Source organism: Kiloniella spongiae (assembly GCF_001026905.1).
Classification (GTDB): Bacteria; Pseudomonadota; Alphaproteobacteria; order Kiloniellales; family Kiloniellaceae; genus Kiloniella; species Kiloniella spongiae.
Map to the genome: position 1 here is coordinate 17,487 of NZ_LAQL01000007.1, position 24,534 is coordinate 42,020.

Here is a 24,534-nt window from a genome sequence, read left to right on the forward strand (position 1 = left end):
TTCAATAGACGCCGACGAAAGCCCGTCAGTTTACAATGATAAATTTTATTATGCAGTTGCATAAATTTATGCAATTGCATAAAGTGTGCTTTAGTTAATTTGTACGTACAAGCCGATTGCATGAATTGTGGCTAAAAAAATTAATAGTTGAGAGTGTTCCAATGTTGAAATACGGATGTCAAAATATGGTTGCTCCCATGACGCGGGTTCTGATGCGCAGACCGGGAGAGAGTTTGCGTAATGCCGATCCCGTAAAGTGGCATTACAATGAGTTGTTTGATGCTGAAAAAGCTATTATTCAATATCAAGGGCTTGTTGAAATGGTCGGAGAGACAGGTGCCGAGATTGTCTGGATTGAAGACAACAGTGATGGATTGTCGGACGCGATGTTCACCCGGGATGCTTCGCTCATTGTTAAGGCTGGTGCCGTGCTGTTACGCATGGGGAAGTCTTTGCGTGCAGAGGAGCCTGCGTTACATGGCAAGATTTATGAGGCGGCAGGTATCCCGGTTCTCGGGGCTTTATCCGGCGACGCGCTGGTGGAAGGTGGCGATACGATCTGGCTCGATGAAAAGACGCTTGTGGTCGGTCTAGGATTTCGATCAAATCGTGAAGGGGTGCGTCAGTTAAATGAATTGCTGAACCCGCATGGGATCGATGTGTTGAGTTTTGATTTGCCTACATGGCATGGGGAAGAAGCCTGTCTTCATCTGATGTCTGTGATTTCGCCGCTGGACGAAGATCTTTACTTGGTCTTTTCGCCATTGATCCCCGCATCTCTATATTCTCTGATAAAACAGCGTGGTATTCAGATGATTGAAGCACCGTCGAAAGAGTTTACGGCGAGTTATGGTTTGAACCTGAATATCATGCCTCTTTCACCACGAGACTGCATCATGATCGATGGGTTCCCCGAGACAAAAGCGATAATGGAAGCGCATAATGTCAAGGTGCGGACTTTTGATGGGGATGCCCTGTGCATGGCATGCGAAGGTGGACCAACCTGTTTAACGAACCCTATCCTGCGGGAAGTTTGAGGCGTTTTCCCATGCCTAAACTACAAAAGTTGAAACAACAGAGACCAAAGCAATTAAAGCCCAAAAGGGAAAAAAGCGAGATCCGCAAAGACGAGTTGATTGAGGCGACACTGGAGTGTATCGCCTGTGAGGGATTGCAAGGCGCGACAGTACGTAAAGTAGCTGAATATGCTGGCGTTACCAATGGTTTGATCCGGTTTCATTTTGGTAGCAAAGACGAGATGATCCAGGTAGCCTACCAACGGTTATTAGAGGGAATTTTTCAATCTTCCCTTACCGCTGTCGCGGATGATAAATCTCCCCCACGTCAACGCTTGAGACAATTCCTGAAAGCCAATCTGTCTCCGCCGATTGTGACGGCAAAGACAGTGGTCCTCTGGGCGAATTTCCTTCCTCTGACATACAAAGATAAACAGATGGCGTTTATCCGCCGTGCGGCTAATGCCAAAACAACAGCTTTGTTTGAAGACTTGATAGAAGCTGCATTGAGCAGTGAAAGGAAGATTCGTTCTGATAAAGGCTTTTCTGAGCAGGAGTACCGCCATTTAGCCGTCAAACTCAATTCACTGATTGATGGTCTGTGGTTGGAGGGTAGTATGGCAGAGAATAGCAGCTATAAAAAAGAATTGGTTGAAATTGGCTTGGATGCTGCATCTGACTTGATGGCGATGAACTTGAGGGAATAATGTTGCATTAATAAGAAATAAAAGCGGCTTGCAGGTATCAATGCGAGAGGTCAGTGCGGCATAGAAAAGCTACGTGTGAAGTTTCTTGTTCCTTTTGCATAGATTGTTACACTCGCTGGAATCAACTTCAGTGAAGTGAATGTTTCATGAATACTAATGAGATTAATCTTTGATAAATCGTATAAGCACTCTCCCCAAGGACAGCTGTAAATAGATGAAAATTTTTCTCCGTCGATTTATTTGGACCAGCGTGTTTGTCGGGCTAGTCTTTCCTGTCGGGGTGATCTTGTTGTATCGGGTTGTGCCGCCTTTGGTAACACCACTTATGTTGCTCAGGGATACGCCGATGCAGTATGATTTTGTCGCATTGGAGGATATCTCTCCAAATCTGGTGAAAGCCGTTTTGGTTTCAGAAGACCAACGCTTTTGTGACCACACAGGTTTTGACTGGAAGCAGATGGAGATCGTTTGGGAAGAGTTGCTTTATACAGGAACTGCTTCGCGTGGTGCCAGCACGATTTCCATGCAGACAGCAAAGAACCTGTTTCTTTGGCCATCGCGTAGTAAAGTTCGAAAGCTTCTTGAGATCCCGCTTACTCTGATGTTGGAAACATTATTGCCCAAGCGTCGAATTCTGGAACTCTATTTGAATATTGCTGAATTTGGTGATGGCGTTTATGGCGCAGAGACTGCTGCACAAAATCATTTTAAAAAGACAGCAAAAGGTTTAACACGAGGGCAGTCAGCCCGCCTTGCCGCGGTGTTGCCTAATCCGCTGACTAGAAATGCAGCGCGACCTAGTCAAAATGTGCAGAAAAGAGCAGATAAAATTCAGAGAGATATCAGGATTGCGCCTGCGTTCCTCTGGTCTTGTCTTTAGGTAGTGATTCGCTTTAAATTGCAGTTGATATTGTCGGTTAGTTCGTTCTTCATTTTTGCGATGTTGTAATTAATGATTCTTATGAATTTTAATCAAATAACGTCCCTGGTTAAATAAAGCTAACTTAAAGTTCTCCTGCTTCTTCAAGAACTTTGCGCGCGCTTCGAAAACATTCCACACCTTGAGGGACGCCTGCGTAAATAGCGATGACGTGACACGCTGCACGGATCTGTTCTTTTGTTACGCCATTTCTCAGTGCGCCTTTGCAGTGAAGTTCCCATTCATGCATTTTTCCAAGCGCGCCGATCATGGCTAAATTCATCAAACTGCGTGTTTTTGGGTCAATGGCTTCATCACCCCAGCCAAATCCCCAGCACCATTCGGTCATAGCTTCTTGAAAGGGGAGTGTGAAATCATCCGCTTTTGCCAAGTTGTTTTCGACATATTCCGCGCCAAGGGTGGCTTTGCGTTGTTTGAGGCCTTCTTCAAAGCGTTTGCTTTTCATTTCGTGATATCTCTTCAGCTTATGATGGTTTTAACTGATTAATTTTCTTTGGTTGTAGCTTAACGCATAACAAAGGGATCGGGGATCGGATCATCCGATGTACGCAACCATACTGTTTTCACTTTTGTATAGTCCAGCGCGGCTTCAATGCCCCCTTCACGGCCATGACCGGAAAGCCCATGACCACCAAAGGGAGCAATAGGGGATACAACGCGATAGGTGTTTACCCAGACAATGCCAGCCTTGATCCGTTTGATCATCCGATGTGCTCGGGCAAGATTTTGAGTGAAGACACCCGAGGCCAATCCAAAAGGCGTATCATTGGCAAGTTCAATGGCCTCTTCTTCACTGTCGAAGGTTAGAATGGATAGGACGGGGCCAAAAAACTCATTTTGAATAGCTGCAGCATCTTTCACATCGCTACAATCCAGAATAGTTGGAGGGTAGTAGAAACCTTCCTTTTCTATAGGACGCCCGCCAGTAAGAACCTTCGCGCCTTGCTCCTGTGATTTATCAACAAGTGCTTGAATATGTTCTACTTGTTGAGAGCTACAGAGAGGACCAACTTCGGTATTCATTTCCAAAGGTGAGCCAATAGTAATTGTTTTAGCTTTGTTGGTTAAGAGCTCAAGAAAGCGATCTTTCACTTTTCGTGAAATAAGTAATCGGGATCCTGCCACACAGCTTTGCCCTGTTGCGGCAAAAATGCCGGCAATTTGCGCGTTTACTGCACTTTCAATGTCGGCATCTTCAAAAACAATAAAGGGTGATTTCCCACCGAGTTCCAAAGATGTACTGGCAAGATTTTCAGCCGAGTTACGCACGATATGTCTGGCTGTTTCCGGCCCGCCTGTGAAGGCAACGTGAGCAACAGATGGATGCGACGTTAGAACGGCACCACACTCGGATCCAAAACCAGTAATAATATTGACGACACCTGCTGGGAAACCTGCTTTGTGGACAAGGCGTGCAAATTCAAGCAAAGGCCCCGGACCTTCTTCAGAAGCTTTTACAACTATGGTACAACCAGCGGCCAAAGCCGGGCCAATTTTCACTGCTGCAAGAAACAACTGGCTGTTCCAGGGAACAATCGCTGCGACAACCCCAACAGGTTCACGACGTAACCAGACTTCCATATCTGGCTTGTCGATAGGTAAATGTGCTCCCTCAATTTTATCTGCCAGACCTGCATAGTAGCGATAATATTCAGCTACATAAGAGATTTGTGCGGATGTCTCGCGGATGATTTTTCCTGTATCTCGGGTTTCAATCTCTGCGAGTTCTTGAACATGTTCTTCGATCAGATCTGCCAGTTTTAGAAGTAATTTCCCACGCTGTGTCGCTGTCAGATTACACCATTCTGGCGCATCAAATGCTTTTGATGCCGCTTTGACCGCACGATTTACATCGTCACTTTTTGCTTCAGGCATTTGTGCCCATGGCTGACCTGATGATGGATCAAGGCTCTCAAACGAGACTGACCCATCTTCAAAATTCCCATTCACATACTGCTGAAATCTTCGCATTATTTTGTCTCTGTAAAGGCGGGCATGACTTCGTTGATGAAACGTTCCAATGATGCTTTTTTACGGTCAAAGCTCATGCCGGAATCAATCCAGAAAGAATATTCATCATAACCTAATTCTTCATAAGCTTTAAGACGCTTGATGACGTCATCAGGTTGCCCGATAACATTGTTCTCTCGCATGCTTTGGGCGCTGTACATCGGATTATTAGCAATGTCTTCTGCGCTCAAACGTTCAATAAGTCCCTGTTTTACGGGGCGTTCGTTTTTAAACCATGCTCCAAAGTAATTGTAGAAGGTATTTATTTCTTCAGCACCTAGTTGAACGTCTGCTTCGCTATCACCAACATAGGTATGGCGTAACAGCATGATCTTGGGGCGTGGAACTTCGGCGTTATTTTTACAGGCCTCTTCGAAGCGTTCCATCAGGCTGATGACTTCTTCATCGCCAAGCCATAGCGGAGTTACTTGAACATTACAGCCATTAGCAACGGCAAAATCATGACTGTTAGGGTCTCGGGCGGCGACCCAGATTGGTGGATGGGGATCTTGTAGAGGTTGAGGTGTCGATGTGGTGCTTGGGAAGGACCAATGTTCTCCTTCGTGGGCATAATCCCCCTCCCACAATTTTTTTACGGCGGGGATAAGTTCGCGCATTCTTTGCCCGGCTGTCCAGGCATCCAGTCCAGGTGATAACCTTTCGTATTCGTAGCTATAGGCTCCTCTGGCGATACCAATATCAAGGCGGCCATCCATAATAATATCAGCCATGGCTGCTTCGCCTGCGAGCTTTATTGGATGCCAAAATGGGGCAACAATTGTACCTGTTCCCAACCGGACATTCTTTGTTCTTCGAGCAAGGTCAACCAGATTAAGGAAAGGATTAGGGGCCATGGTGAAATTCATACCATGATGTTCACCTGTCCAGATTGCATGCATGCCGCCTTTATCAGCAATTTCGCATAGCTCCAGAAATTCGTCATAGAGTTGCTGTTGGCTTTCTTCGGCTGAAATACGCTCTAAATGTGCAAAGAGTGAAAATTTCATTGCTTAAGCTCCTGATACAATCTGGCGGACTTCACCAGAATTCTGATTTCCAAAATATATACCATAATTTCCCATCCAGCTTTCGGCCTGCAGGCGTTTAAGCATGTCGATGGTTGCGCTGTCTTTTATTCGGGCAAATGTTTCATCATTGAGAGGGTAGAATGCACCTGATGAGGTTGTAGTATCTGCGGCAGCACAGTGATAAATAATGTTCTGCTGATTTTGGTTCATATCTTCATACACTGAGTAGATAAAGCCAACAGACGCTTGTAGCTTGGTTTCGGCGAGTATGGTGTTTATTTGTTCACTCGCCCCATGTGTTGGAGTAACAGATTTGTGAGGAAGTTCTAGGTTTCCCTCTTCACTTTCTGTGAATAGAACTTCGCCCTGATGATCAATTATGGCGCTTACAACAACATCCGTGCCTGTTGAGGCTACAGATGTGGCTTTATCTTCCAATGCCGGGGTAAAATAAGCGCCACGGGCATAGCCCAACCCATTGGCAAGACCGTTTTCAAAAGCCTCAACTTTGCCAATCAGGATCGCGTGGTCACCTGCTTCAACAATTTGATGTGTTGAACAGTCAAACCATGCCGCGACGTTATCAATAACTGGGGAGCCGTGAGGGCCCTTCTGCCATGTAACGGTTGCGAAACGATCGTCTACCGGAGTTGCAAAGGTTTGTGATACGTCCTTTTGATCTTCAGTCAGGATATTTACAGCAAAACCGGTGGCAGTAGTGAAGGCATCATAGTTCCGGGATGTTTTTGCCAGACTAATAAGCAGTAAGGGCGGGTCGAGCGATACACTGGAGAAGGAGTTGGCTGTAAATCCAAGTGGAGTACTTTGGCTATCATGTGTTGTCACAACCGTTACGCCTGTTAGAAATGCCCCGAAAGCATCTCGTAATTGTCTGGGGTCAATTGTGCTCATTTTAGCTACTCCTGTGATGACAGACAGGTTGGTTCAACCAGTCGGTGAGGGCATCATTTACGGTATCTGCTGCGGTCAGGTTTGCCATATGCTTGTGCCCTTTGATAATGCATAGATGTCCCCGGGGGGCTTGTTCTGCCATTGTACGTGACATCTCGGGGGTAGAGTTTGGATCGCCGTCGCCAGTCAGAAAAAGCGCCGGGCACTTAACTTTTTCCCATGAATCGGTATAGGTTGCATCACCGCGGGCAAAAGCACGGTAGGTGATTGCGTAGCTTTGTTGGTTCATTTGAGAAAGCCAGCGTTCAGTTTTCTCTTTCGCTATTAAATCTGTTGGACTTTCTGTAAACCATCTAGCTAAAGGCCCTTTTAGGTCAATGCCGCCATTGGCAATTTCGTCGGCTCTCGTAAGAACGGCTTTTTGGGCTGTTTCTGTACGTTTGTAAACTCCGTTTAGCAGAGCAACACGATTAACGCTCTCTGGGTGTTCTGATACATATCCGCCTGCAATTAAGGCTCCCATTGAATGGCCTGCGATATTTGCTGGCCCGCAATTGAGGGCAATGATGAAATCATGCAGCCATTGAACAAAATCAGGAAGCTCTGAGCCTTTTTCAAGGGGCGTGCTCTCGCCATGTCCGGGTAAATCAATTGCGATAACGCGGTGTGTCTGGCTAAAGGCCTCAATCTGAGGAGACCACGCCTGATGTTGCATGCCGACACCATGGATAAGTATCAGGGGTGAGCCTGTTCCTTGGTCGAGATAGGAAACTATTTGATCAGTTCTTAACCGCAGCCGGGTTGTCAACGTCATGACCCAAGTCCTTTAAATCCTGATATCGGTCACCAATCCGGTGATGAGGTCGTCCGCCAAGTGAAGCGCCCAAGGCGATGACAATTTCATCATCAGCGGGAGCATCTGGTACGGAGAGCTGGATTGTTAAGTAATGTGAGCGGCGCCCACCATCATTTTTATCCATCAGAGGAATCATGATCGGGGCGTTCGCACCACCGCGCGTGTTACAAAAAGCGAGATAGGATTTTGCGCCTACAGCCTCTCGATAATGATTGCCAAATCTAAGCGTGTGTATCAGGGCTGAAGCATGTTCGACTTCGCCATTTAAGCCCACTACGGCTGATTTTCCATATCCTTCAACTGAGTCACCGCTTCCGGCTTCTTCAATGATCATTTTGGTGAGAAGCTCGCCAAGTTCTGGAGCAACGCTGTGTATTCCGGGTTTTAGATCTTCAACAAAACCTTGGCCTGCCCATGGATTTTTTATGATAGCCACAGCTGCAATCATTTTTAACGGTTCGTCTGCTTTCTTTCCACCTTCGATAAAGGTGTTTTCTACATGGAGGAGGGTTTTTCTAATTTCAGCAGGCATTGGCGGTTTCCATAAATACGTAATAATAATGATAATATGGTATACCATAATACGGAATGTCAACAAATTGTTGCTCTGATCATATTTGCTGTGTAAATTCCCTGTATGAGTAATAGCTTAAGCCAAAGTCTTAAAATTGAACGCCCTCCCGTAACATTGCGAGAAATGGCGCTGGAACGTATGCGTGCAGCTATCATTGCTGGCCAATTTCCATCGGGGACTCGATTGGTAGAACGCCCCCTTTGCGAGCAACTGGGGGTTAGCCGTTCAGTTGTACGAGAGACAATCCGTTATCTGGAAGCAGAAGGGTTGGTCGAAATTATCCCCAACAAAGGGCCTATAGTTGCCTTGATGGATTGGGATCAAGCAAAGCAGATTTATGATGTACGTTTGCTGCTTGAAGCCAAGGCTGCAGAGACCTGTGCTAGTGTTGCAACTAAAAAAGATAAGGCTCGGTTGAAAAAAGCACTAGATGCTTTAGAGGCGGCTTATCATGCTGGTGAGGTAATACAGCTGTTTGAGACAACAACTGATTTTTACAAGGTAATCTTTGAGATCAGTGGTCATCGTGTCGCTTGGGAAATCGTGCAGCGGTTAAATGGTCGTATAAGTCGATTGAGAGCGATGACTTTGGGGACGTTTGATCGCCATCAAACCGGGTTTTCGCGTATTACAGAAATCTATCAAGCGATTGCGGATAATGATCCGGATACAGCTTCAAAATCTGTTCAGGTGCATTTGAATGAGGCGTCAGAAATCGCAAGAAAATTATTAACCAACGAGAATGACGGTAAGGGCAATTCGTAATGACAAAAGCCTATTGGATTGCGCATGTTACTGTTACAGATCCGAATAAATACAAGAGCTATATGGCGATGGCCCCAGAAGCTTTTCGCCGACACGGAGCACGTTTTCTGGCGCGTGGTGGTATGGTAACAACTTTTGAAGGTCAGGAATTTGACCGCCATGTCGTGATTGAATTTGATTCAATAGACCAAGCAAGAGCCTGTTATAATTCACCAGAATATCAGATGGCAAAAAAAGAGCGCGATGGTGCTTGTATTGCGAGTGTCACAATTGTTGAAGGTATTGGTGATATCAACTCAATTTGATTTAGTGGCAGATAAGCTTGAATTGGTAATGTCGAATGAGGTTCTTTTATTTACTCGTACAAATCGGAAGGCATAACAATATTATGTTTGGCGTATATATTTGCCAAGGTGCCATCTTTTTTGATTTGTGCAAGTGAAGCATTAAAATCTTGAATGATTCTATCTGCATCCTTACGTTTTTTGCTAATGATGAAATGTAAAGCTTTGCGGCCAAGCACTGGGCTAGCAAAATCGAAGATCTCATTCCATTTTGGATAAATCTTTTGGAGCAAATGACGCGCCACGTTTTCGTCTTCTGGTAATAGGTCAATACGGCCACGTCGCAGGAGTTCCAGACCTTGGTAAAAGTCATTTACTGTTGTGGTGTTCAAATCTTCATGGGCAACAGGTAATTCGTAAGCATAATTTCGCAGCAGACCGATTGAGTAGGTGGGGAGCGCATTAGGATTATCTATAGAGACGTTCTTTTTTGTCAGCTTGATCATACGTAAGCCACTTTTCACAAAAGGCATGCTATAGATATATTTTTTACGACGTTCTTCTGTATACCAGGCCCCTAAAACACCATCCGCTCTTCCCGTTTCAGCGTATTTCAATGCTCTTGACCATGGCAAGAATTCTATTCTTGTGTCGTAACCTGCACGGTTGAGCGTTGTTGTGACTATTTCGGTAACAAGCCCACCGTTTTGAAGTGATGCACTGTTATAAGGTGGGAATTCATCATTAACTAAATAGAGGGTTTCAGCCGAGGTTATTCGGGAGAAAAAAATTAGGATAAAATAAGCACAGATAGCTGGTTTGCAGAAAAGAAGCCTCTCCATTTGTGCATGCCTTTTTAGTCATGGGTTACATGCTATTGTATGAATGGAGAGGTTTCAAAAATGTTAAGCGCAGTGCTGCAACACTTTGTAGTTTTTTTTAATAAAACAGGATTAAATCTTTATGACTTCAGCATCCATTCATGATCGGGGTCGTTATGGAATTTCCAGACACGTTTGGGGCCGGCCATTACATTGAGATAATAGAGATCGTAACCATGAGGTGCGCCACAAGGGTGGTAGCCTTCCGGCACTAAAACGACATTACCATCTTCTATGGCAAAGGTTTCATCCAATGATCTATCATCCGTATAGACACGTTGAAAGGCAAAGCCCTGGGATGGATTGAGACGATGGTAATAGGTCTCTTCCAGCAATGATTCATTTGGTAAGGCATCCTGATCGTGTTTGTGAGGGGGATAGGAAGACCAGTGCCCACCGGGTGTTATAACCTCAACGACAAGCAAGCTGTCTGCAGGTTCGGTCTCTGGTAAAATGTTGGCTACATGGCGAACGTTTGTACCTTGTCCGCGTGTTTCCCTGCTTGCTTGCTTTGGTGAAATTACGCGGGGCTTCAAACGCTTGTCAGGTGCCGATGTTACTGGTGCTGAGCAAACGGCCAATTCTACATCAGTCTCTGCAGTTAAAGACCATGTGCATCCCCCTGGGATATAAACTGACCAGGGATCTCCTTCGAAGGGGGACATGCGTTCACCTAAAGAGCCAAAGTCCTGATCGTCCACACTGACTGTACCTTTGCCGGATACAAAAACGAGGCAAATTTCACGATCAGTGGTTTGTTCTGATATGGCTTGGTCTTTTGAAAGCTTGTGCACGTTAAAGCCAACATATTTCCAGCCGGCGTTTGCGGGGGTGACTTCTATCACCTTCCCGTTTTGATCCGGTGTTGATGGTTTTACAAGTAAGTGGCTCATTATTAATTTCTCGTGCTATTCAATTTGGTCGTTTAAATTTGTTCGATGGTGTAGCAGGTTTTACGCTGCTTTTTCAAGAAGACCTGCTTGTTGCAAATAACTAACCAAATTAGCATAGCCCAGTTTGGCAAAGGAAAGGGCTGAAATTTCATCCGAATACTGTTCTGCCTCAACAACAACCCAGCCTTGATATCCCTGAAGCTCTTTTAAGGTACTCACAAAATCAATCATACCATCGCCTGGGACGGTGTAGACACCAGCAATGACAGCCTCCAGAAAACTCATCTTCTCGTCGGTAGCTTTTTCCATAATTTCTGGACGGACATCTTTTGTGTGGACGTGACTGATCCGGTTTTTGTAGCGTGCAGCAAGGGCCGCAGGATCTGCGCCAGCCCAAGTGGCATGTCCTGTATCCAGCAGTAAATGAACGGATTGACCTGTGACACGCATAAAGTTGTGAATGTCTTCTTCAGACTGTACTACCGTGCCCATGTGATGGTGATATACAAGGCGAACGCCTTCGGCCAAGGTTGCATTGCCAATCTCGGTAACGCGTTTTCCAAATTCGACCCAATCTTCATCTTTTAGAACAGGACGTTTGGAGAGAGGTGTGTCGATATCACCATGAACAGCGTTTGATGTTTCGGCAAAAACCAGAACATCTGCGCCACAGTCTTTAAGAAGATCTAGGTGAGGGCGCAGGTGTACAAGTTCATCTTCAACTCTGCGGATTAACAATTCAGAAGAATACCAGCCGGATACAAGGCTATGTCCGTATTCGGCAAGTGTTGCTTTTAGCGTTTCACTTTTGCGCGGGAATTTATTGCCAAGTTCCATACCAACAAAACCGGCTTCCTGTGCTTCTCGAAGACATTGTTCCAGCGGAATGTGTCCGCCCAGTTCAGTCATATCATCATTTGACCAGCCAATAGGATTGGCACCAATACGAATGGTCATAAATTTAGTCTCCGATACGTTGTTGCTTGAGCGCGGTTTCATAGTTTTTACGCGCAGAATTTACATTTTTGTCTGCCGATACTTCTGGGACGGCGACATCCCACCAGTGCCCACCGGCTTCTGTTGATTCCAGAGGATCAGTGTCGATCACAATAACGGTTGTTTTATCGTTGCTTTGAGCTTGTTCTAAAGCTGCTTCCAGTTCGTCAATCGTACCGACCTTTGAGGCAATGGCCCCTAGGCTTTCGGCGTGGGTTTTAAAATTAATGGTCGGCAAAGACTGATGATTTGTGTGTTCGAGCAAGTTGTTGAAAGAGTGATTACCTGTACCGCGCTGCAGGCGATTGATACATCCGTAGCCACGGTTATCAAGTACGACAATTGTGAGCTTTTGTCCTAGAAGAACAGAGGTCGCGATTTCCGAATTCATCATCAAGTAGGAGCCATCGCCGACCATGATCACGACTTCCTTTTCAGGATTGGCAATCTTGACACCAAGGCCCCCCGCAATCTCATAGCCCATACAGGAGTAACCGTATTCTACATGATAACTGCCGGGCATTGAAGCTTGCCAGAGTTTATGCAATTCACCGGGCAGTCCGCCTGCAGCACAGACAACGATACTGTTCTCGGTTGATTGGCGTTGAACTGCGCCGATGACCTGGGCATCAGAGGGATAAAGGTCTAGTGTCGGGGCTGTAACTTTGTTGGCGGCATCTAACCAGCTTTGATAGGCATTTTGCCCTAAGGTTGCCCACTCATCCGGTGCTTTCCAGTCTTCTAGTTTAGCACTTAACTGCCTTAAGGTGCTTTTTGCATCGCCAACAAGAGGTAAGGAGCGATGTTTTGTTGCATCAAAGTTTTGTACGTTGATACCAATAAACTGTCGGTCGGGATTTTTGAAAAGTGCCCAGGATCCGGTTGTAAAGTCCTGAAGTCTTGTGCCGACAGCCAGGATGAGGTCGGTTTCTTCGGCTAGTTTGTTTGCTGCAAAGGTTCCCGTTACACCGATTGCTCCCATGTTCAAAGGATGATCGTGAGGCAAAGCTGATTTGCCGCCCTGTGTTTCTGTAACCGGGATATTGTGCTGCTTTGCAAAGAATTGAAGTGTGTCACACGCTTGTGAATAGTGAACACCACCCCCTGCAATAATGAGAGGTTTCTTGGCTTCTTTTAAAGCAGCAATCGCAATCTCAAGTTCTTTGGGGTCGGATGCGGGGCGGCGGATGTGCCAGATTTTCTCGTCAAAGAAACTCTCTGGATAATCGTAGGCTTCTGCCTGAGTATCTTGGCAAAGGGATAGGGTTACCGGGCCACAATCTGCCGGATCTGTGAGAACGTTCATTGCTCTGTTAAGGGCCGGGATAATTTGTTCTGGGCGTGTAATGCGATCAAAGTATCTGGATACAGGCTTGAAGCAGTCATTCGCCGAAATCGTGCCATCGCTAAAATCTTCGATTTGCTGAAGCACGGGATCAGGGTTTCGGTTGGCAAAGACATCACCGGGCAGTAGTAAAAGCGGCAGGCGATTGACGTGAGCCAATGCTGCAGCGGTGACCATATTCGTGGCACCGGGGCCGATGGATGTCGTGCAAGCCATCATGCGGTGACGCTGGGATGATTTGGCATAGGCGATTGCTGCGTGTGCCATGCCCTGTTCGTTGTGCGCGCGATAGGTCGGCAGCTTATCCCGAACCTGATAGAGGGCTTCCCCCATGCCGGCGACATTACCGTGCCCAAAGATAGCCCATACACCACTAAAGATTGGTTCTACCTTGTTATCAATTTCAATTTTTTGAGCGCTTAAAAAGCGAGCGACAGCTTGCGCCATTGTTAATCGTATTGTTTTCATCTATTTTAATCCGGTTCACGCAGATTTTTGTTTGCCTGATAGAAAACTAAGTATGACACATTTCGTCTTCATCGGCTTTGTTGGTATGGGATTTTTTGTTTACGAAGCGCGTGTTGATTTCTCGACTTCTATCCATGCATCTGTCAAACGACGGAATTTATTTTCCATGTCTGCAATAGCCGCGTTGTCATCAATCTCGCCCTTTAGCCATGCATTAGCTGCTGTGGCAAAGATTGTCCGCCCGACAGCAAATCCCTTGACCCAAGGGGAAGATATCGCCGACGCAAAGGCTTCTTTTAACTCGTCTTCAGGGGCTTCCAATCCCAATAGGACGATACCCCGGCAATAGAGATCATTTTCTTCAATGGCGTGGCTGATGTTTTGCCATGCAATCGTGCTGGTTTGTGGTTCCAGTTTCCACCAATCCGGTTTTATGCCTAAACAATAAAGTCTGTTCATGACCGTTGAAATTGTTTCATCATCGAGAGGGCCATTTTTCCCTGCAATGATTTCAATAAGGAGTTCACGACCAACTTTACGGGCAGCTTCGTGAAGCCTTAATAGCGATTTTTCTTGCTGTTCCCTGAGGCTTTCTTCGTCATCAGGATGGTAAAAGCACAGGCATTTAACAACATGTTCCACGGGCCACTCGTTCAAATGTGATCCCAGATCTTTGATTTGGTCAAAATCCAGAGGGCGAGAACCCGGCAACTCCACAGGTCGTCCAATCCATAAAGGTTCTTTTGCAGCATCAAACATGGCTTTTACACCATAGGTACTGTCCAGGAGCATGCCGTAGTTCGGGCGTCCTTGAGCAACGTTGCTGGCAGCTTTTACCGCGAGTTGTTTGAGCTCTGAAATACGATCGCGAGATACGCCAGCGCGGTCTGCCATGTCCTCTAGCTGAGATCTGTGGTCAATGGCAAAAGCCATCAGGCTTGTGTCCGCAGGGCGTCTTGTTGTGGCCCAGTGGATGTGATTGATATCCTGATCCTTGCGTAGGGCACGGTGTTTACTGCCAGCCTTCAGGAAGTATTGTAACTCGTCCCATGTGGGGATCTCCGGGGAACAAAGCAGGCGTGATACGGCAAAAGCGCCACAGGCATTGGCCCATTTAGCACAGGTCTCAAAGTTTTCATCTTTGAGCCAGCCTCGTAAAAATCCGGACATAAATGCGTCGCCAGCCCCCAACACATTGTAAACCTCAACAGGGAAACCTGGACCAGTAATACCGTCTTCCAGGTTTGACGGTATCGCGTCGGGATAGACAACGCAGCCCATGGGACCCCGCTTGAGAACAATAACGGCCTTGGAAAGAGAGCGAATTATCTTGAGGGCGTTGAGTGTATTTTCAGTGCCGCTAGCAATGTGAACTTCTTCTTCGGTGCCAACGATAAGATCACAGTCCGCTAAAGCAGATTGAAGGTGCTTTGTCACCAAATCCGATTTGATAAAGCGTTCTTCCCCTGCTTCATGGCCAGCCAGTCCCCAAAGATTGGGGCGGTAATCGATATCCAGAATAACTCTACGGCCTGCGGATTTCGCTATGGATACAGCCTTTTGGCTTGCTGCAAGAACATTGGGTTTTGACAGGTGCGTGCCGCTGATAAGAACTGATTGTGATCTCTGAATAAACGCAGGATCAATGTCTTCTTCACACAGGGCCATATCGGCACAGTTTTCGCGATAGAAAATCAAAGGAAAGGTGTCATCATCCTTTACACCCAAAAGAACCAATGCAGTCAATCGATCCTTGTCGGTGATAATGCCATCAGTAGCAACGTCTTCACGGGCCATTTGTTCTCTAATATAGCGTCCCATCTGTTCATCGCCGACCCGTGTGATGAAGCCGGATTGCAATCCCAATCTAGACGTACCAATTGCGATATTCGCTGGACATCCGCCGACTGACTTCGCAAAACTTGCCATATCTTCCAGGCGACCGCCAATTTGCTGACCGTAAAGATCCACGGAAGCCCGTCCAATGGTGATAACATCAAGATCGTGTTGCTTTGTCATGATTTTTGTCGTTTCTACTTACTGCTCTATGACTTGTTAGGCCGTTTGTAACGCGGGGCTCTGTTTGTCGTTGCGTTGCTTACGTAAAAGAGATCAATGTTCAAATCTTAAGTTTGAGGTACTGAATCTTTCGTATCTTCTTCTTGTGGTAATGAAACACATATTCTATATTTAAGTCAATTCAGAATATGTATTCCTTTGGAGGTTCTTTTGGTTGGGTTTGGATTAATTGGTGCTGGCCGGATTGGGCAGCTCCATGCAGATAATATTGTGGCAAACAGTCGGGCAAAATTGGTTACCGTTTCAGATGCCTTTGCTGAGGCTGCAGAATCTTTGGCAGCAAAAACAGGAGCTGTTGTTTCTTCTGTTGAAGATATGCTGGCTCGAGATGATGTTCAGGCGGTTTTTGTTGCGTCTTCGACGGATACGCATGCGGACTTTATTGAAGCTGGCGCACGTGCAGGTAAGGCTGTTTTTTGCGAGAAACCTGTGGATATGGATGCGAGTAGAATTCGTTCCTGCCTTGAAGTTGTTGAGAGTTGCAATCAATCCCTGATGATCGGCTTTAATCGTCGTTTTGATCCCAATTTTGCGTCATTGCAACGACGATTGTCTGAGGGTGAAATCGGGGATGTCGAAATCGTCACCATTCAATCCAGAGACCCTTCACCTCCTCCGGTTTCCTATATTGAGCGTTCCGGCGGTTTGTTCAGGGATATGATGATTCACGATCTGGACATGGCACGCTTCCTTTTGGGCGAAGAACCCGTTTCTATCTATGCCACAGGGTCGGCATTGGTTGATCCGGCTATCGGTGATGCCGGGGATGTGGATACCGCGCTTGCTGTCCTCAAAACCGCAAGTGGCAAGGTGTGTCAGATATCCAATTCGCGTCGCGCGACCTACGGCTATGACCAGCGCGTAGAGGTACATGGATCAAAGGGCATGCTCCGCGCAGGAAATGTTCATGAAACAACTGTGGAAGTCGCGACCTCTGCTGGTTTTAAGGCCGATCCCGTTCAGCATTTCTTCCTGGAACGCTATATGGCTGCGTACCGTGATGAGCTTAATGCCTTTATCGATGTCGTCGAGCAGGGTGCAAAGCCGTCGCCAAGTGGTTATGACGGACTCATGGCACAAGCCTTGGCCGATGCGGCAACCGAATCTCTAAAAACGGACGTGCCTGTTTCACTTGCCTAGTCTTGCTTAAAAGGCCGAATGCTCAAAAAAGAGAGGACGTAAAATGCGTCCTCTCTTTTGGTGCAGGTGTGAAAAGATATAGGTGGCAGCTTTAGGCTAGGCCTGTCATCTTTTGTAGATCAGATGCAATGCCGCTTGCTGATGAAAGAATAGGATTACCCTTGTTCAAACCATCATTAGCAAGGAAGGGTGATGACCATCCGCCAGCCTCATTGATCAGAATAATACCTGCCAGACAGTCCCAAGGGTTGATATGGGGTTCGTAGTAACCGATCAAACGGCCAGAAGCCACATATGACATCATTAAAGCGCAGGAACCATTCCGGATAAACATGCCGCCTGCTGAAAGTAGCTGGTCGAGAAAAGGCAAGAGCTCTGACGGTGGGATACGATGGGATGTTCCCACCCCCATGACCCCTTGTGTAACAGAGGTAATATCCTGTGTTTGAATGACCTGATTATTCAGGTGAGTGCCATTCCCTGTCAGGGCAGAAAATAACTCATCTTTATTGGGGTCATAAACAAAACCGGCAACGATTTTATTCCCTTTCATCAGGGCGATTGAAATACACCAGGCATACATACCTGTTAGAAAACAGGCCGTACCATCTATGGGGTCAATAACCCAAAGATAATCATTGGTGCCTTTTTCCTGTCCGTGCTCTTCGCCGAGATAGCCATCATTCGGAAATTTGTCCCGTGTTAAATTCCGAATAATTTTTTCGACATTTTGGTCTGCGATACTGACGACGTCCTGCGGATCTGTTTTGGTTTCGACAATTAGTTCATCGCGGCGATTAAAGTAATCAAGCGCAATTTCGCCCGCCTTTTTTATCATGTCCTTGCCGTGAATAAATCTCTGCTCAATGTCATTTTTATCTTCTGGTGTGAGATCCTGATAATCGAGAAACACAATAAAGTCCTTAGGTATTAGTTGTCTGAAAAATATTTTCTTTGGGCAATTTATGATGCAATGAGAGACATACCCTTGGTGGCAAAGGTGATAGAGATATCGCTACCTGCCTTTATGGCGTTTTCAATACGATAATCGACCACAAACAGTTCACCCAAAGGACTATCGACGGAATAGTGGATTTGATTACCTAAATAGGTTGAATGTGTGACACTTCCTTTGATGCCAGCTTGATTTGCAGAGGCGGGTTCAAGCAAAATTGAATCCGGACGTATGGCTATCTGTGTTGAACCATTTCCCAAACCTCTGTTCGGGAGTTCGTATTCAACGCTCTCGATGCGTACCTTCGCGGTTTTCTGGTTTGACTGAGTTACTTCGCCAGTAACCAGGTTTGCATCGCCGATAAAGTCGGCAATAAAGGCGGAAGCAGGTGCTTCATATAACTCTCTAGGTGTGCCTTCCTGCGCAATAACGGATCTGTTCATAACAATGATGCGGTCAGAAACGGCAAGGGCCTCTTCTTGGTCGTGTGTTACATAAACTGCCGTCAAACCTAAGTTTTGTTGAAGATCTCTTATTTCTTCACGGACTTTGCGGCGTAGTTTGGCATCCAGATTTGATAGGGGTTCATCAAGCAACAAGACTTCTGGCTCCAACACCAAAGCACGTGCGACGGCGACCCTCTGTTGTTGGCCACCGGAAAGCTCGCTTGGTAAACGTGATGCATATCCAGCAAGGCCAACCAGAGCCAAGCCTTCTTCTGCTCGTTCTGTCGCTTCTGATGCTTTTAGACCGCCCACGTTCAACCCGTACGCTACGTTTTCTCCAACTGTCATATGGGGGAAAAGGGCATAGGATTGAAAGACCATGCTGACATCGCGATCCGTGGCGGGAAGGCTGGTAACGTCTTTCCCGCCAATTAAGATCCGCCCGGAAGAAGCGTGTTCAAGTCCGGCAATCATACGCAATGTGGTGGTTTTTCCACATCCACTCGGCCCTAAAAGGGTGACGAGATGACCGGGCTCAATTGAGAACGAGACGTTATCAATTGCGGTAACTGCGCCATAGTTCTTGGTGACGTTTTCGAAGGTGACGGATCCTGCTTGAAGTTGCAGACTCATGCTTGTTTCTCCATCGGGGCAGAGTTTGTTGGTGATTTTGTCGTGTCGGATTGAGGTGCCAAGCGGTTTGTTCTCCGCAGTTTTCTCTCGCCAATGGCTTTTTGAACAAGAAGGATTGCGCTTAGCATCACAAAGATCAGGACAGAGGAATAGGCAATGGCGATCCCATATTCGCCATTTTCAACGAGGCCGATGATATAGGATGTTGCCATGTTATGATCTGCACTGACCAAGAAGATCACAGCGCTGACCGATGTGATGGCGCGAACAAAACTGTATACCAATGCAGCAACAATGGCTGGGCGCAATAAAGGCAATATAACTTTTCTCAGTGTTGTAAAGCTGTTCGCCCCAAGTGTGAGAGAAGCTTCATCCAGGCTTTTATCAAGTTGGCTCATGGCCGCGATTCCGCCTCGTACACCGACAGGCATATTCCTGAACATAAAGCAGAGCACAAGAATGGCAGCGGTGCCTGTTAACTCAAAAGGGGGAACATTAAAGGCGAGAATATAGCTGACACCGATAACAGTCCCGGGGATTGCAAAGCTCAACATCGTGCCGAATTCGAAGATGTTTTTCCCGCCGAACTTCTGGCGTACAAGAAGATAAGCAGTTAACAGGCCGAGGGCTGCGGTAAGAGGTGCTGCGATTGCTGAAATTGTTATGGTCGTCCAGAAGGAATCCCATGCGGCACCTTCCCATACCAGACTGCCTTCGCTCCAGCCAATGCCGAAACCCTCTGCGTAGTGTTGCAGGGTAAAGCTGTTGTTCCGACCCCAATTTACAACAAAGCCGCCAAAGAGAACTGTGCCGTATATAACAAGTGTAAACAGTGCCCAGGGAATAGTAACGCACAGGCAAATTCGACGCAGCAGCGGGTTCATCCCGGCGTGGATACCTGAATCTGCTTTGCCGGCAACTGTGGTGTAGGATTTTTTGCCAAGCCATATACGCTGTGCAAAGAAGGCGCTGAGCGTGAACATTAAGAGTGTGATAGCCAGAACGGCGGCCATGCTTTGATCATTTTGGGCGCCGACGATGGCAAAAAAGATTTCTGTGGACAAAACGTCATAGTTTCCGCCAAGCACCATGGGGTTACCAAAGTCGGCCATGCTTTCGATAAAGCCAATCAAAAATGCATTGGCGATACCGGGGCGCATCAGGGGCAAGGATACCTGTTTAAAGGTATGCCATCGACTGGCGCCAAGTGTTTGTGAAGCCTCTTCCATTGAAGGGCTGACGCCCTCGACGACACCAATCAGCACAAGGAAGGCGATGGGGGTAAAAGAAAGCGTTTGTGCCAACCAGATACCGGGAAGACCATAGAGCCATCGCCCGGCCTCAATATTTAAAAGATCAGCGACAAATTGAGTGATGGTCCCTGAGCGCCCCAAGAGAAGAATAAGGGCAAGACCGATAACAAAAGGCGGCGTGATGATAGGAAGGATGGTGAGAATTCTGAGGGATTTTTTCCAACGGAAATCAGTTCTTGTTGCAACCAATGCAAAGCCAAGCCCGAGCAATGTCGTTGATGTGGCAGTTAAAATTGCGAGAAAGAAGGAGTTTAATCCAACACCGCAAGAGACGCTGGTGCTTAAGCATTCGACCCCCCATATTTTTTGGGTGAAGAAGTTATCGGTAAAAGTACTGAGTGCATAAAGGCCTTCGTCATTTACAAAGGCGGAAACCAGAATTTTCCCGACAGGTAAGAATACAAATGTAGCGACAAGGGCAACGACAATCCCAATAGCCGAGGTTACAAAAACGTCACCTCGTAAATTCCCCGCTGCAGCAAGACCGGTGGTCAGAAGAATAAGAAATGAGCCTGCTGTGAGAAGCGCCCCGTAACCCATGCCGTATTGGCGTGTTTCCAAAGTACCAAACAGGCTTTCCAGCGTGTCGAATTCCCAACCACTGATCCCAACACTAAAGCCTTGTCCAAGCAGATAGGCAAGGCCGAAACCACCGGAAATTATCAGAGTTGATGCGTATTTAGGATCGCTTTTAATCCTGTTAAAAACCCGCAAAGGCAGAAGAAGAGGGAAGAAAAGTGGTAATAACCACCCTTTATCCTGAAAGATCTGAAGAAGTGCCGGGGCATAATCGCTATCAAACGGATACCCGTCGATAAGCCATTCAAAGGCCCAGAAGCCATCTTCAAGCGCATACCAGGGAAGAATGGCAAAGCCGATCCACCCCATAATAAGCCATGGAAAAAAAGATGTACGCACGAATCTTCCCTCTTTTATCTCAAGTAACGCTTATGAATTAGCGTGGTAGAGATTTAATTTCGTCATCCCAACGCTTCAGGAGACGTTTGCGTGTCTCGCTGGAACCGTAAGTGGCGAAGTCATAGTTGATCAATTTGATTTCTGTGAGTTTTGGCGCGCCTTCTGGAACGGAAGATCCTGAATTGGAAGGAACCTGATAGGCTTTTGCCTTTTCGGCCAAGGATTGTACGTCCGGACGCAGTGCAAATTCCGCGAACTTTTTAGCATTATCGAGGTTGCGTGCGCCTTTGATGATGCTCATGGAGCCAACTTCGTATCCTGTACCTTCACAAGGGGCGACAACCTTGATCGGAAAGCCCTTTTTAACCTGTTTCACCATGTCATGCATGAAGGTGATTGCCAAAGTGGTTTCGCCACGAGCTGAAGCCTTAATCGGCGCAGATCCAGATTTTGTGTATTGGTTTATGTTCGAATGAAGTCCGGCCAGAAATTCAAATCCTCTTTCTTCGCCAAGAAGCTGCACAACAGTTGCCAATGTTGTGTAGGCAGTACCTGAAGAATTCGGGTTTGCCATTTGTATTTCACCCTTGTAGGCAGGGTTGGTTAGATCGGCCCAGCATTTGGGTGCTGGAAGGCCTTTTTCTTTCAAAAGCTCTTCGTTGTATCCGATGCCAAGGGCTCCGGCATAGATTCCAACTGTTTTATAGTCGCCTTGTTTTGCCTGATTTTGAGCCCATTCAAGAAGGTTATCAATCTGATCTGATTTATAGGGTGTTGTTAAATCTTCTGCCGCAGCTTGCAGATGAGGATCACCAGTCCCGCCCCACCATACATCAACTTTAGGGTTTCTTGCTTCTGCTTTAACATGGGCGAAAATTTCGCCAGAGCTTTTCCGCACCATGGAAACATCAACGCCGGACTCTTTCTCGAACGTTGATTTCATCAGGTTGCACCATTCTTCATCCGCAGCGCAAAGGACATTCAGCTTTTCTTTCGCCTGTGCAGAAACCGCTGATACAGCGCAAAGCGTCGCAACTGCGAACCCGAATGCGATATTTTTCTTTGTCATCCCTGTGACCTCCCTTTTTGGTCGTTTCTTTTGAGGTTATTCTTCTTGGATTGAATTGTGCACACGTTTGCACAATTTGGCTAAAAAACCTTACTGAGAATCCTAGCTCTTGATATGATGATAAGAGGGGATAATGTTGAATGAAAGAAAAATTTCAAAAAATATAATGTTAGAATTTATTTTCTAAATCTGGACTTGTAGAAGGATATTCATTTCAATCCTTTAGGGATGGCTTTCCCGAAGGCTCTTGGGGTGGGGCCGTAATAGTTTTCCTCTTAATCAAGGAGACAGGAATTATTTTGCGTGTCCGTTCAGAGGTACTGTCAATCTTATCTATGCATTCTGCGACAGCTTTTGCCAGGTCGTTGGGGCATTGTTTAATTGTAGTTAAGTCGTAAGTTGGGCGCGCAGAAAGGGGCAGGTCATCAAACCCGATTACGGACACATCATCAGGAATTTTTTTACCCATTTCATAGCGTGCGGCATCCATAAAGCCAAAGGCGATATTGTCGGTTGCACAGAAAAATCCAGTTGGATGATCTGGTTGAGATAGTGTTTTAAGGGCAGCCTTAAACCCGGCTTCATATCCTGTCTCGTCGACGTTTATTTTTTCGAGAGTTACGTCGCCTGTACTTGTTTTCAGTGCAAGTGTTTGTTCGAAAAAATCACGTCTGGACACGCCGCTGAAGGTGCTGAAGCTGCTGTTAATAAAAGCAAGCTTCTTGTGTCCGGCATCTATGAGGGCCTGTGCTGCTAGCATAGCGCCTTTTTGATTGTCGCAATTTATCAGGTTTGCCTGATCTAGCTGTCCGGCTCTGTTTAGCAAGATAACAGGTATGTCCCGGTTTATAAATTTGGCGCCAATAGAAGAAGAGGGACTTCCCGATGTGATGACAATGCTTTTGACTTGGTACTGGGCAAGCTTCTTTATGGATATATCAAGCTGTGTTTCATTAGACGCATCCAGCAAAATGGGATGCAAACCCATTTTTTGGAGCGTTGAAATCAGCTGGTCCACAAGAATAACGGCAAAGGGGTCATGCAGGCCAGAAGAGACCAAGCCGACCAAATCGCTTTCCTTGGTGCTCATTGACCGTGCAAGCTTATTGACTTGATATCCCAGTTGATCCGAGATTTCTAATACCCGCTTACGTGTGTTATCGGATATTCGACTATCTTTTTTGAAGCAGCGTGAAACTGTCGAGCGCGATACACCGGCCAGCCTTGCTACATCGGCAGAGGTGATATTTTGTGTTTTTATACCGGGTCCTGATTTGGTCATAGGTGTTTTATCTACATGCTTTTTGGGTTTTGCGCAAACGTGTGCATAGGCTTGAGTTGTTATCATCTATTCCTTTTATAGAATTTATATTCCATTTGCGTGTCAGTCTGTTATGAATAATGGAAAACGAAAGGCTATTTGATGATTGCGCCCGGTACCTATGATGCTTTACGGAATGAGTTGGCGACACGCCACGATGAACTAAGTAAGCGTCTCAAACAGATCGCAGAGTATGCGCTGGAAAATCCAAATGATATGGCGCTGGAAACTGTTTCTGCGATTGCCGCGCGTGCAAAGGTTCAGCCTTCAAGTCTTATCCGTTTTGCTAAGGCCTTTGGGTACACGGGTTTTAGTGAAATGCAGAAGGTGTTTCGTTCGCACCTTGTCGAGAATGGCTCTAACTATAAAGAACGTATTCGATCATTAAGTCGGGATAATGCTCGTCAATCCAATAGCTCCAGTGTGGTCTTGGATGATTTTATTGATGGAGGTATCGCTGCGTTGAACAACCTGCGTCACGTAGTGAGTCCCGAAAAGCTCGAACAGGCCGTTGAGACTCTGGCGAATGCTGATGTGATATATCTGACAGCACAAAAAAGGGCTTTTCCTATTGCAAGTTATTTGGCCTATGCTCTGGCACAACTGGATAAGCGCTGTGTTCTGATAGATGGGAATGGGGGGATGTTTTTTGAGCAGGCGCGTTCTATCCGTAAGGGGGATGTATTGCTCGCGATTAGCTTTAAAAGCTATGCCTCTGAAGTTGTTCAGCTCGTCAAGGAAACGAAAAACAAAGATATACCTATCGTTTCAATCAGCGATGGTGTTTTAAGTCCTTTAGCACAGCATTCGGATGTGTGTTTGGAGGTCGAAGAGGTTGAAGTGCACGCTTTCCGTTCTCTTGCTGCAAGTATGACACTGGCTCTGACGCTGGTAGTTGCCTTGGGACGTGCTTTGGATCAGGAAAGTTGATGGTGTGATTATTTGCTTAGGTGGCATGCTTGGCGAGGGTAAGTAAAACTAACGC

Annotated in this window: 23 protein-coding genes; 7 read left to right on the top strand and 16 right to left on the bottom strand. The window is 46.4% G+C overall.

Features of this window, described 5'->3' with window-relative positions:
• Positions 1-185 precede the first annotated feature (185 nt).
• The 3 genes from WH96_RS11385 to mtgA all read left to right on the top strand — a co-directional run bounded on the left by WH96_RS11385 (position 186) and on the right by mtgA (position 2,603).
• Positions 186-1,037 (top strand): dimethylarginine dimethylaminohydrolase family protein, encoded by an 852-nt coding sequence (locus tag WH96_RS11385; RefSeq protein WP_204248184.1) that lies wholly within the window; start codon positions 186-188, stop codon positions 1,035-1,037.
• Positions 1,038-1,048: 11 nt separating this feature from the next.
• On the top strand, positions 1,049-1,723 hold the full coding sequence (locus tag WH96_RS11390; protein WP_047764318.1) for a TetR/AcrR family transcriptional regulator: 675 nt from the start codon (positions 1,049-1,051) through the stop codon (positions 1,721-1,723).
• Positions 1,724-1,937: 214 nt separating this feature from the next.
• On the top strand, positions 1,938-2,603 hold the full coding sequence (mtgA, locus tag WH96_RS11395; protein WP_047764319.1) for a monofunctional biosynthetic peptidoglycan transglycosylase: 666 nt from the start codon (positions 1,938-1,940) through the stop codon (positions 2,601-2,603).
• 124 nt (positions 2,604-2,727) lie between these two features.
• Here mtgA and WH96_RS11400 read toward each other — a convergent pair whose 3' ends face one another.
• The 6 genes from WH96_RS11400 to WH96_RS11425 are packed head-to-tail and all read right to left on the bottom strand — an operon-like array spanning position 2,728 to position 8,001.
• Positions 2,728-3,108, bottom strand: a complete 381-nt coding sequence (locus tag WH96_RS11400; RefSeq protein WP_047764320.1) for a carboxymuconolactone decarboxylase family protein — start codon at positions 3,106-3,108, stop codon at positions 2,728-2,730.
• Positions 3,109-3,167: 59 nt separating this feature from the next.
• Positions 3,168-4,634 carry an aldehyde dehydrogenase gene (locus WH96_RS11405; RefSeq protein WP_047764321.1) on the bottom strand — a complete coding sequence of 489 codons (1,467 nt, stop codon included), beginning with the start codon at positions 4,632-4,634 and terminating at the stop codon, positions 3,168-3,170.
• Positions 4,634-5,680 carry an LLM class flavin-dependent oxidoreductase gene (locus WH96_RS11410; RefSeq protein WP_047764322.1) on the bottom strand — a complete coding sequence of 349 codons (1,047 nt, stop codon included), beginning with the start codon at positions 5,678-5,680 and terminating at the stop codon, positions 4,634-4,636. The genes WH96_RS11405 and WH96_RS11410 overlap by 1 nt, the downstream gene beginning before the upstream one ends.
• Positions 5,681-5,683: 3 nt before the next feature.
• Positions 5,684-6,613, bottom strand: a complete 930-nt coding sequence (locus WH96_RS11415; RefSeq protein WP_047764323.1) for a flavin reductase family protein — start codon at positions 6,611-6,613, stop codon at positions 5,684-5,686.
• Between the two features lies 1 nt (position 6,614).
• Positions 6,615-7,427 carry an alpha/beta fold hydrolase gene (locus WH96_RS11420; RefSeq protein WP_204248185.1) on the bottom strand — a complete coding sequence of 271 codons (813 nt, stop codon included), beginning with the start codon at positions 7,425-7,427 and terminating at the stop codon, positions 6,615-6,617.
• Entirely contained in the window at positions 7,393-8,001 is a 609-nt protein-coding gene (locus tag WH96_RS11425) for an amino acid synthesis family protein (RefSeq protein WP_047764324.1), read from the bottom strand. Before WH96_RS11425 ends, WH96_RS11420 begins: the two co-directional genes overlap by 35 nt.
• A gap of 105 nt (positions 8,002-8,106) precedes the next feature.
• On the opposite strand from WH96_RS11425, the gene WH96_RS11430 reads away from it, so the two are divergent.
• Together WH96_RS11430 and WH96_RS11435 are read left to right on the top strand one after the other, a co-directional pair.
• Positions 8,107-8,808, top strand: a complete 702-nt coding sequence (locus WH96_RS11430) for a GntR family transcriptional regulator (RefSeq protein ID WP_047764325.1) — start codon at positions 8,107-8,109, stop codon at positions 8,806-8,808.
• Positions 8,808-9,113: a DUF1330 domain-containing protein gene (locus tag WH96_RS11435; protein ID WP_047764326.1), complete on the top strand. Its 306-nt coding sequence runs from the start codon at positions 8,808-8,810 to the stop codon at positions 9,111-9,113. Before WH96_RS11430 ends, WH96_RS11435 begins: the two co-directional genes overlap by 1 nt.
• A 50-nt stretch (positions 9,114-9,163) precedes the next feature.
• Here the strand turns inward: WH96_RS11435 and WH96_RS11440 are convergent, their stop codons facing one another.
• The 5 genes from WH96_RS11440 to WH96_RS11460 all read right to left on the bottom strand — a co-directional run bounded on the left by WH96_RS11440 (position 9,164) and on the right by WH96_RS11460 (position 15,694).
• Complete coding sequence (locus WH96_RS11440; RefSeq protein WP_047764327.1) at positions 9,164-9,934, bottom strand: substrate-binding periplasmic protein; 771 nt, start codon at positions 9,932-9,934, stop codon at positions 9,164-9,166.
• Between the two features lie 119 nt (positions 9,935-10,053).
• Entirely contained in the window at positions 10,054-10,866 is an 813-nt protein-coding gene (iolB, locus tag WH96_RS11445; protein WP_047764328.1) for a 5-deoxy-glucuronate isomerase, read from the bottom strand.
• 60 nt (positions 10,867-10,926) lie between these two features.
• On the bottom strand, positions 10,927-11,823 hold the full coding sequence (iolE, locus tag WH96_RS11450; protein WP_047764329.1) for a myo-inosose-2 dehydratase: 897 nt from the start codon (positions 11,821-11,823) through the stop codon (positions 10,927-10,929).
• Positions 11,824-11,827: 4 nt separating this feature from the next.
• A complete protein-coding gene (gene iolD / locus WH96_RS11455; protein ID WP_047764330.1) occupies positions 11,828-13,675 on the bottom strand; it encodes a 3D-(3,5/4)-trihydroxycyclohexane-1,2-dione acylhydrolase (decyclizing) in 1,848 nt (615 codons plus the stop codon).
• Positions 13,676-13,774: 99 nt separating this feature from the next.
• Entirely contained in the window at positions 13,775-15,694 is a 1,920-nt protein-coding gene (locus tag WH96_RS11460; RefSeq protein WP_047764331.1) for a bifunctional 5-dehydro-2-deoxygluconokinase/5-dehydro-2-deoxyphosphogluconate aldolase, read from the bottom strand.
• A gap of 210 nt (positions 15,695-15,904) precedes the next feature.
• Here WH96_RS11460 and iolG point away from each other — a divergent pair, with 210 nt between their 5' ends.
• The gene (gene iolG / locus WH96_RS11465) at positions 15,905-16,894 is read left to right on the top strand and encodes an inositol 2-dehydrogenase (RefSeq protein ID WP_047764538.1); all 990 of its coding nucleotides are present in this window, start codon (positions 15,905-15,907) and stop codon (positions 16,892-16,894) included.
• 91 nt (positions 16,895-16,985) lie between these two features.
• Here iolG and WH96_RS11470 read toward each other — a convergent pair whose 3' ends face one another.
• The 5 genes from WH96_RS11470 to WH96_RS11490 all read right to left on the bottom strand — a co-directional run bounded on the left by WH96_RS11470 (position 16,986) and on the right by WH96_RS11490 (position 23,576).
• Complete coding sequence (locus WH96_RS11470; protein ID WP_204248187.1) at positions 16,986-17,807, bottom strand: inositol monophosphatase family protein; 822 nt, start codon at positions 17,805-17,807, stop codon at positions 16,986-16,988.
• Positions 17,808-17,857: 50 nt separating this feature from the next.
• Positions 17,858-18,928 (bottom strand): ABC transporter ATP-binding protein, encoded by a 1,071-nt coding sequence (locus WH96_RS11475; RefSeq protein ID WP_047764332.1) that lies wholly within the window; start codon positions 18,926-18,928, stop codon positions 17,858-17,860.
• Positions 18,925-21,159 carry an ABC transporter permease gene (locus WH96_RS11480; RefSeq protein ID WP_245629481.1) on the bottom strand — a complete coding sequence of 745 codons (2,235 nt, stop codon included), beginning with the start codon at positions 21,157-21,159 and terminating at the stop codon, positions 18,925-18,927. Before WH96_RS11480 ends, WH96_RS11475 begins: the two co-directional genes overlap by 4 nt.
• 37 nt (positions 21,160-21,196) lie before the next feature.
• On the bottom strand, positions 21,197-22,228 hold the full coding sequence (locus WH96_RS11485) for an ABC transporter substrate-binding protein (protein ID WP_047764333.1): 1,032 nt from the start codon (positions 22,226-22,228) through the stop codon (positions 21,197-21,199).
• A 214-nt stretch (positions 22,229-22,442) separates the two neighbouring features.
• Complete coding sequence (locus WH96_RS11490; protein WP_047764334.1) at positions 22,443-23,576, bottom strand: LacI family DNA-binding transcriptional regulator; 1,134 nt, start codon at positions 23,574-23,576, stop codon at positions 22,443-22,445.
• A gap of 75 nt (positions 23,577-23,651) precedes the next feature.
• On the opposite strand from WH96_RS11490, the gene WH96_RS11495 reads away from it, so the two are divergent.
• Positions 23,652-24,479, top strand: a complete 828-nt coding sequence (locus WH96_RS11495; protein WP_047764335.1) for a MurR/RpiR family transcriptional regulator — start codon at positions 23,652-23,654, stop codon at positions 24,477-24,479.
• Positions 24,480-24,534 lie beyond the last annotated feature (55 nt).

Coding starts and splice junctions, on each gene's coding strand:
- WH96_RS11385 (WP_204248184.1), top strand. CDS start 186: ATGGTTGCTCCCATGACGCGGGTTCTGATGCGCAGACCGGGAGAGAGT.
- WH96_RS11390 (WP_047764318.1), top strand. CDS start 1,049: ATGCCTAAACTACAAAAGTTGAAACAACAGAGACCAAAGCAATTAAAG.
- mtgA (WP_047764319.1), top strand. CDS start 1,938: ATGAAAATTTTTCTCCGTCGATTTATTTGGACCAGCGTGTTTGTCGGG.
- WH96_RS11400 (WP_047764320.1), bottom strand. CDS start 3,108: ATGAAAAGCAAACGCTTTGAAGAAGGCCTCAAACAACGCAAAGCCACC.
- WH96_RS11405 (WP_047764321.1), bottom strand. CDS start 4,634: ATGCGAAGATTTCAGCAGTATGTGAATGGGAATTTTGAAGATGGGTCA.
- WH96_RS11410 (WP_047764322.1), bottom strand. CDS start 5,680: ATGAAATTTTCACTCTTTGCACATTTAGAGCGTATTTCAGCCGAAGAA.
- WH96_RS11415 (WP_047764323.1), bottom strand. CDS start 6,613: ATGAGCACAATTGACCCCAGACAATTACGAGATGCTTTCGGGGCATTT.
- WH96_RS11420 (WP_204248185.1), bottom strand. CDS start 7,427: ATGACGTTGACAACCCGGCTGCGGTTAAGAACTGATCAAATAGTTTCC.
- WH96_RS11425 (WP_047764324.1), bottom strand. CDS start 8,001: ATGCCTGCTGAAATTAGAAAAACCCTCCTCCATGTAGAAAACACCTTT.
- WH96_RS11430 (WP_047764325.1), top strand. CDS start 8,107: ATGAGTAATAGCTTAAGCCAAAGTCTTAAAATTGAACGCCCTCCCGTA.
- WH96_RS11435 (WP_047764326.1), top strand. CDS start 8,808: ATGACAAAAGCCTATTGGATTGCGCATGTTACTGTTACAGATCCGAAT.
- WH96_RS11440 (WP_047764327.1), bottom strand. CDS start 9,934: ATGGAGAGGCTTCTTTTCTGCAAACCAGCTATCTGTGCTTATTTTATC.
- iolB (WP_047764328.1), bottom strand. CDS start 10,866: ATGAGCCACTTACTTGTAAAACCATCAACACCGGATCAAAACGGGAAG.
- iolE (WP_047764329.1), bottom strand. CDS start 11,823: ATGACCATTCGTATTGGTGCCAATCCTATTGGCTGGTCAAATGATGAT.
- iolD (WP_047764330.1), bottom strand. CDS start 13,675: ATGAAAACAATACGATTAACAATGGCGCAAGCTGTCGCTCGCTTTTTA.
- WH96_RS11460 (WP_047764331.1), bottom strand. CDS start 15,694: ATGACAAAGCAACACGATCTTGATGTTATCACCATTGGACGGGCTTCC.
- WH96_RS11475 (WP_047764332.1), bottom strand. CDS start 18,928: ATGAGTCTGCAACTTCAAGCAGGATCCGTCACCTTCGAAAACGTCACC.
- WH96_RS11485 (WP_047764333.1), bottom strand. CDS start 22,228: ATGACAAAGAAAAATATCGCATTCGGGTTCGCAGTTGCGACGCTTTGC.
- WH96_RS11490 (WP_047764334.1), bottom strand. CDS start 23,576: ATGATAACAACTCAAGCCTATGCACACGTTTGCGCAAAACCCAAAAAG.
- WH96_RS11495 (WP_047764335.1), top strand. CDS start 23,652: ATGATTGCGCCCGGTACCTATGATGCTTTACGGAATGAGTTGGCGACA.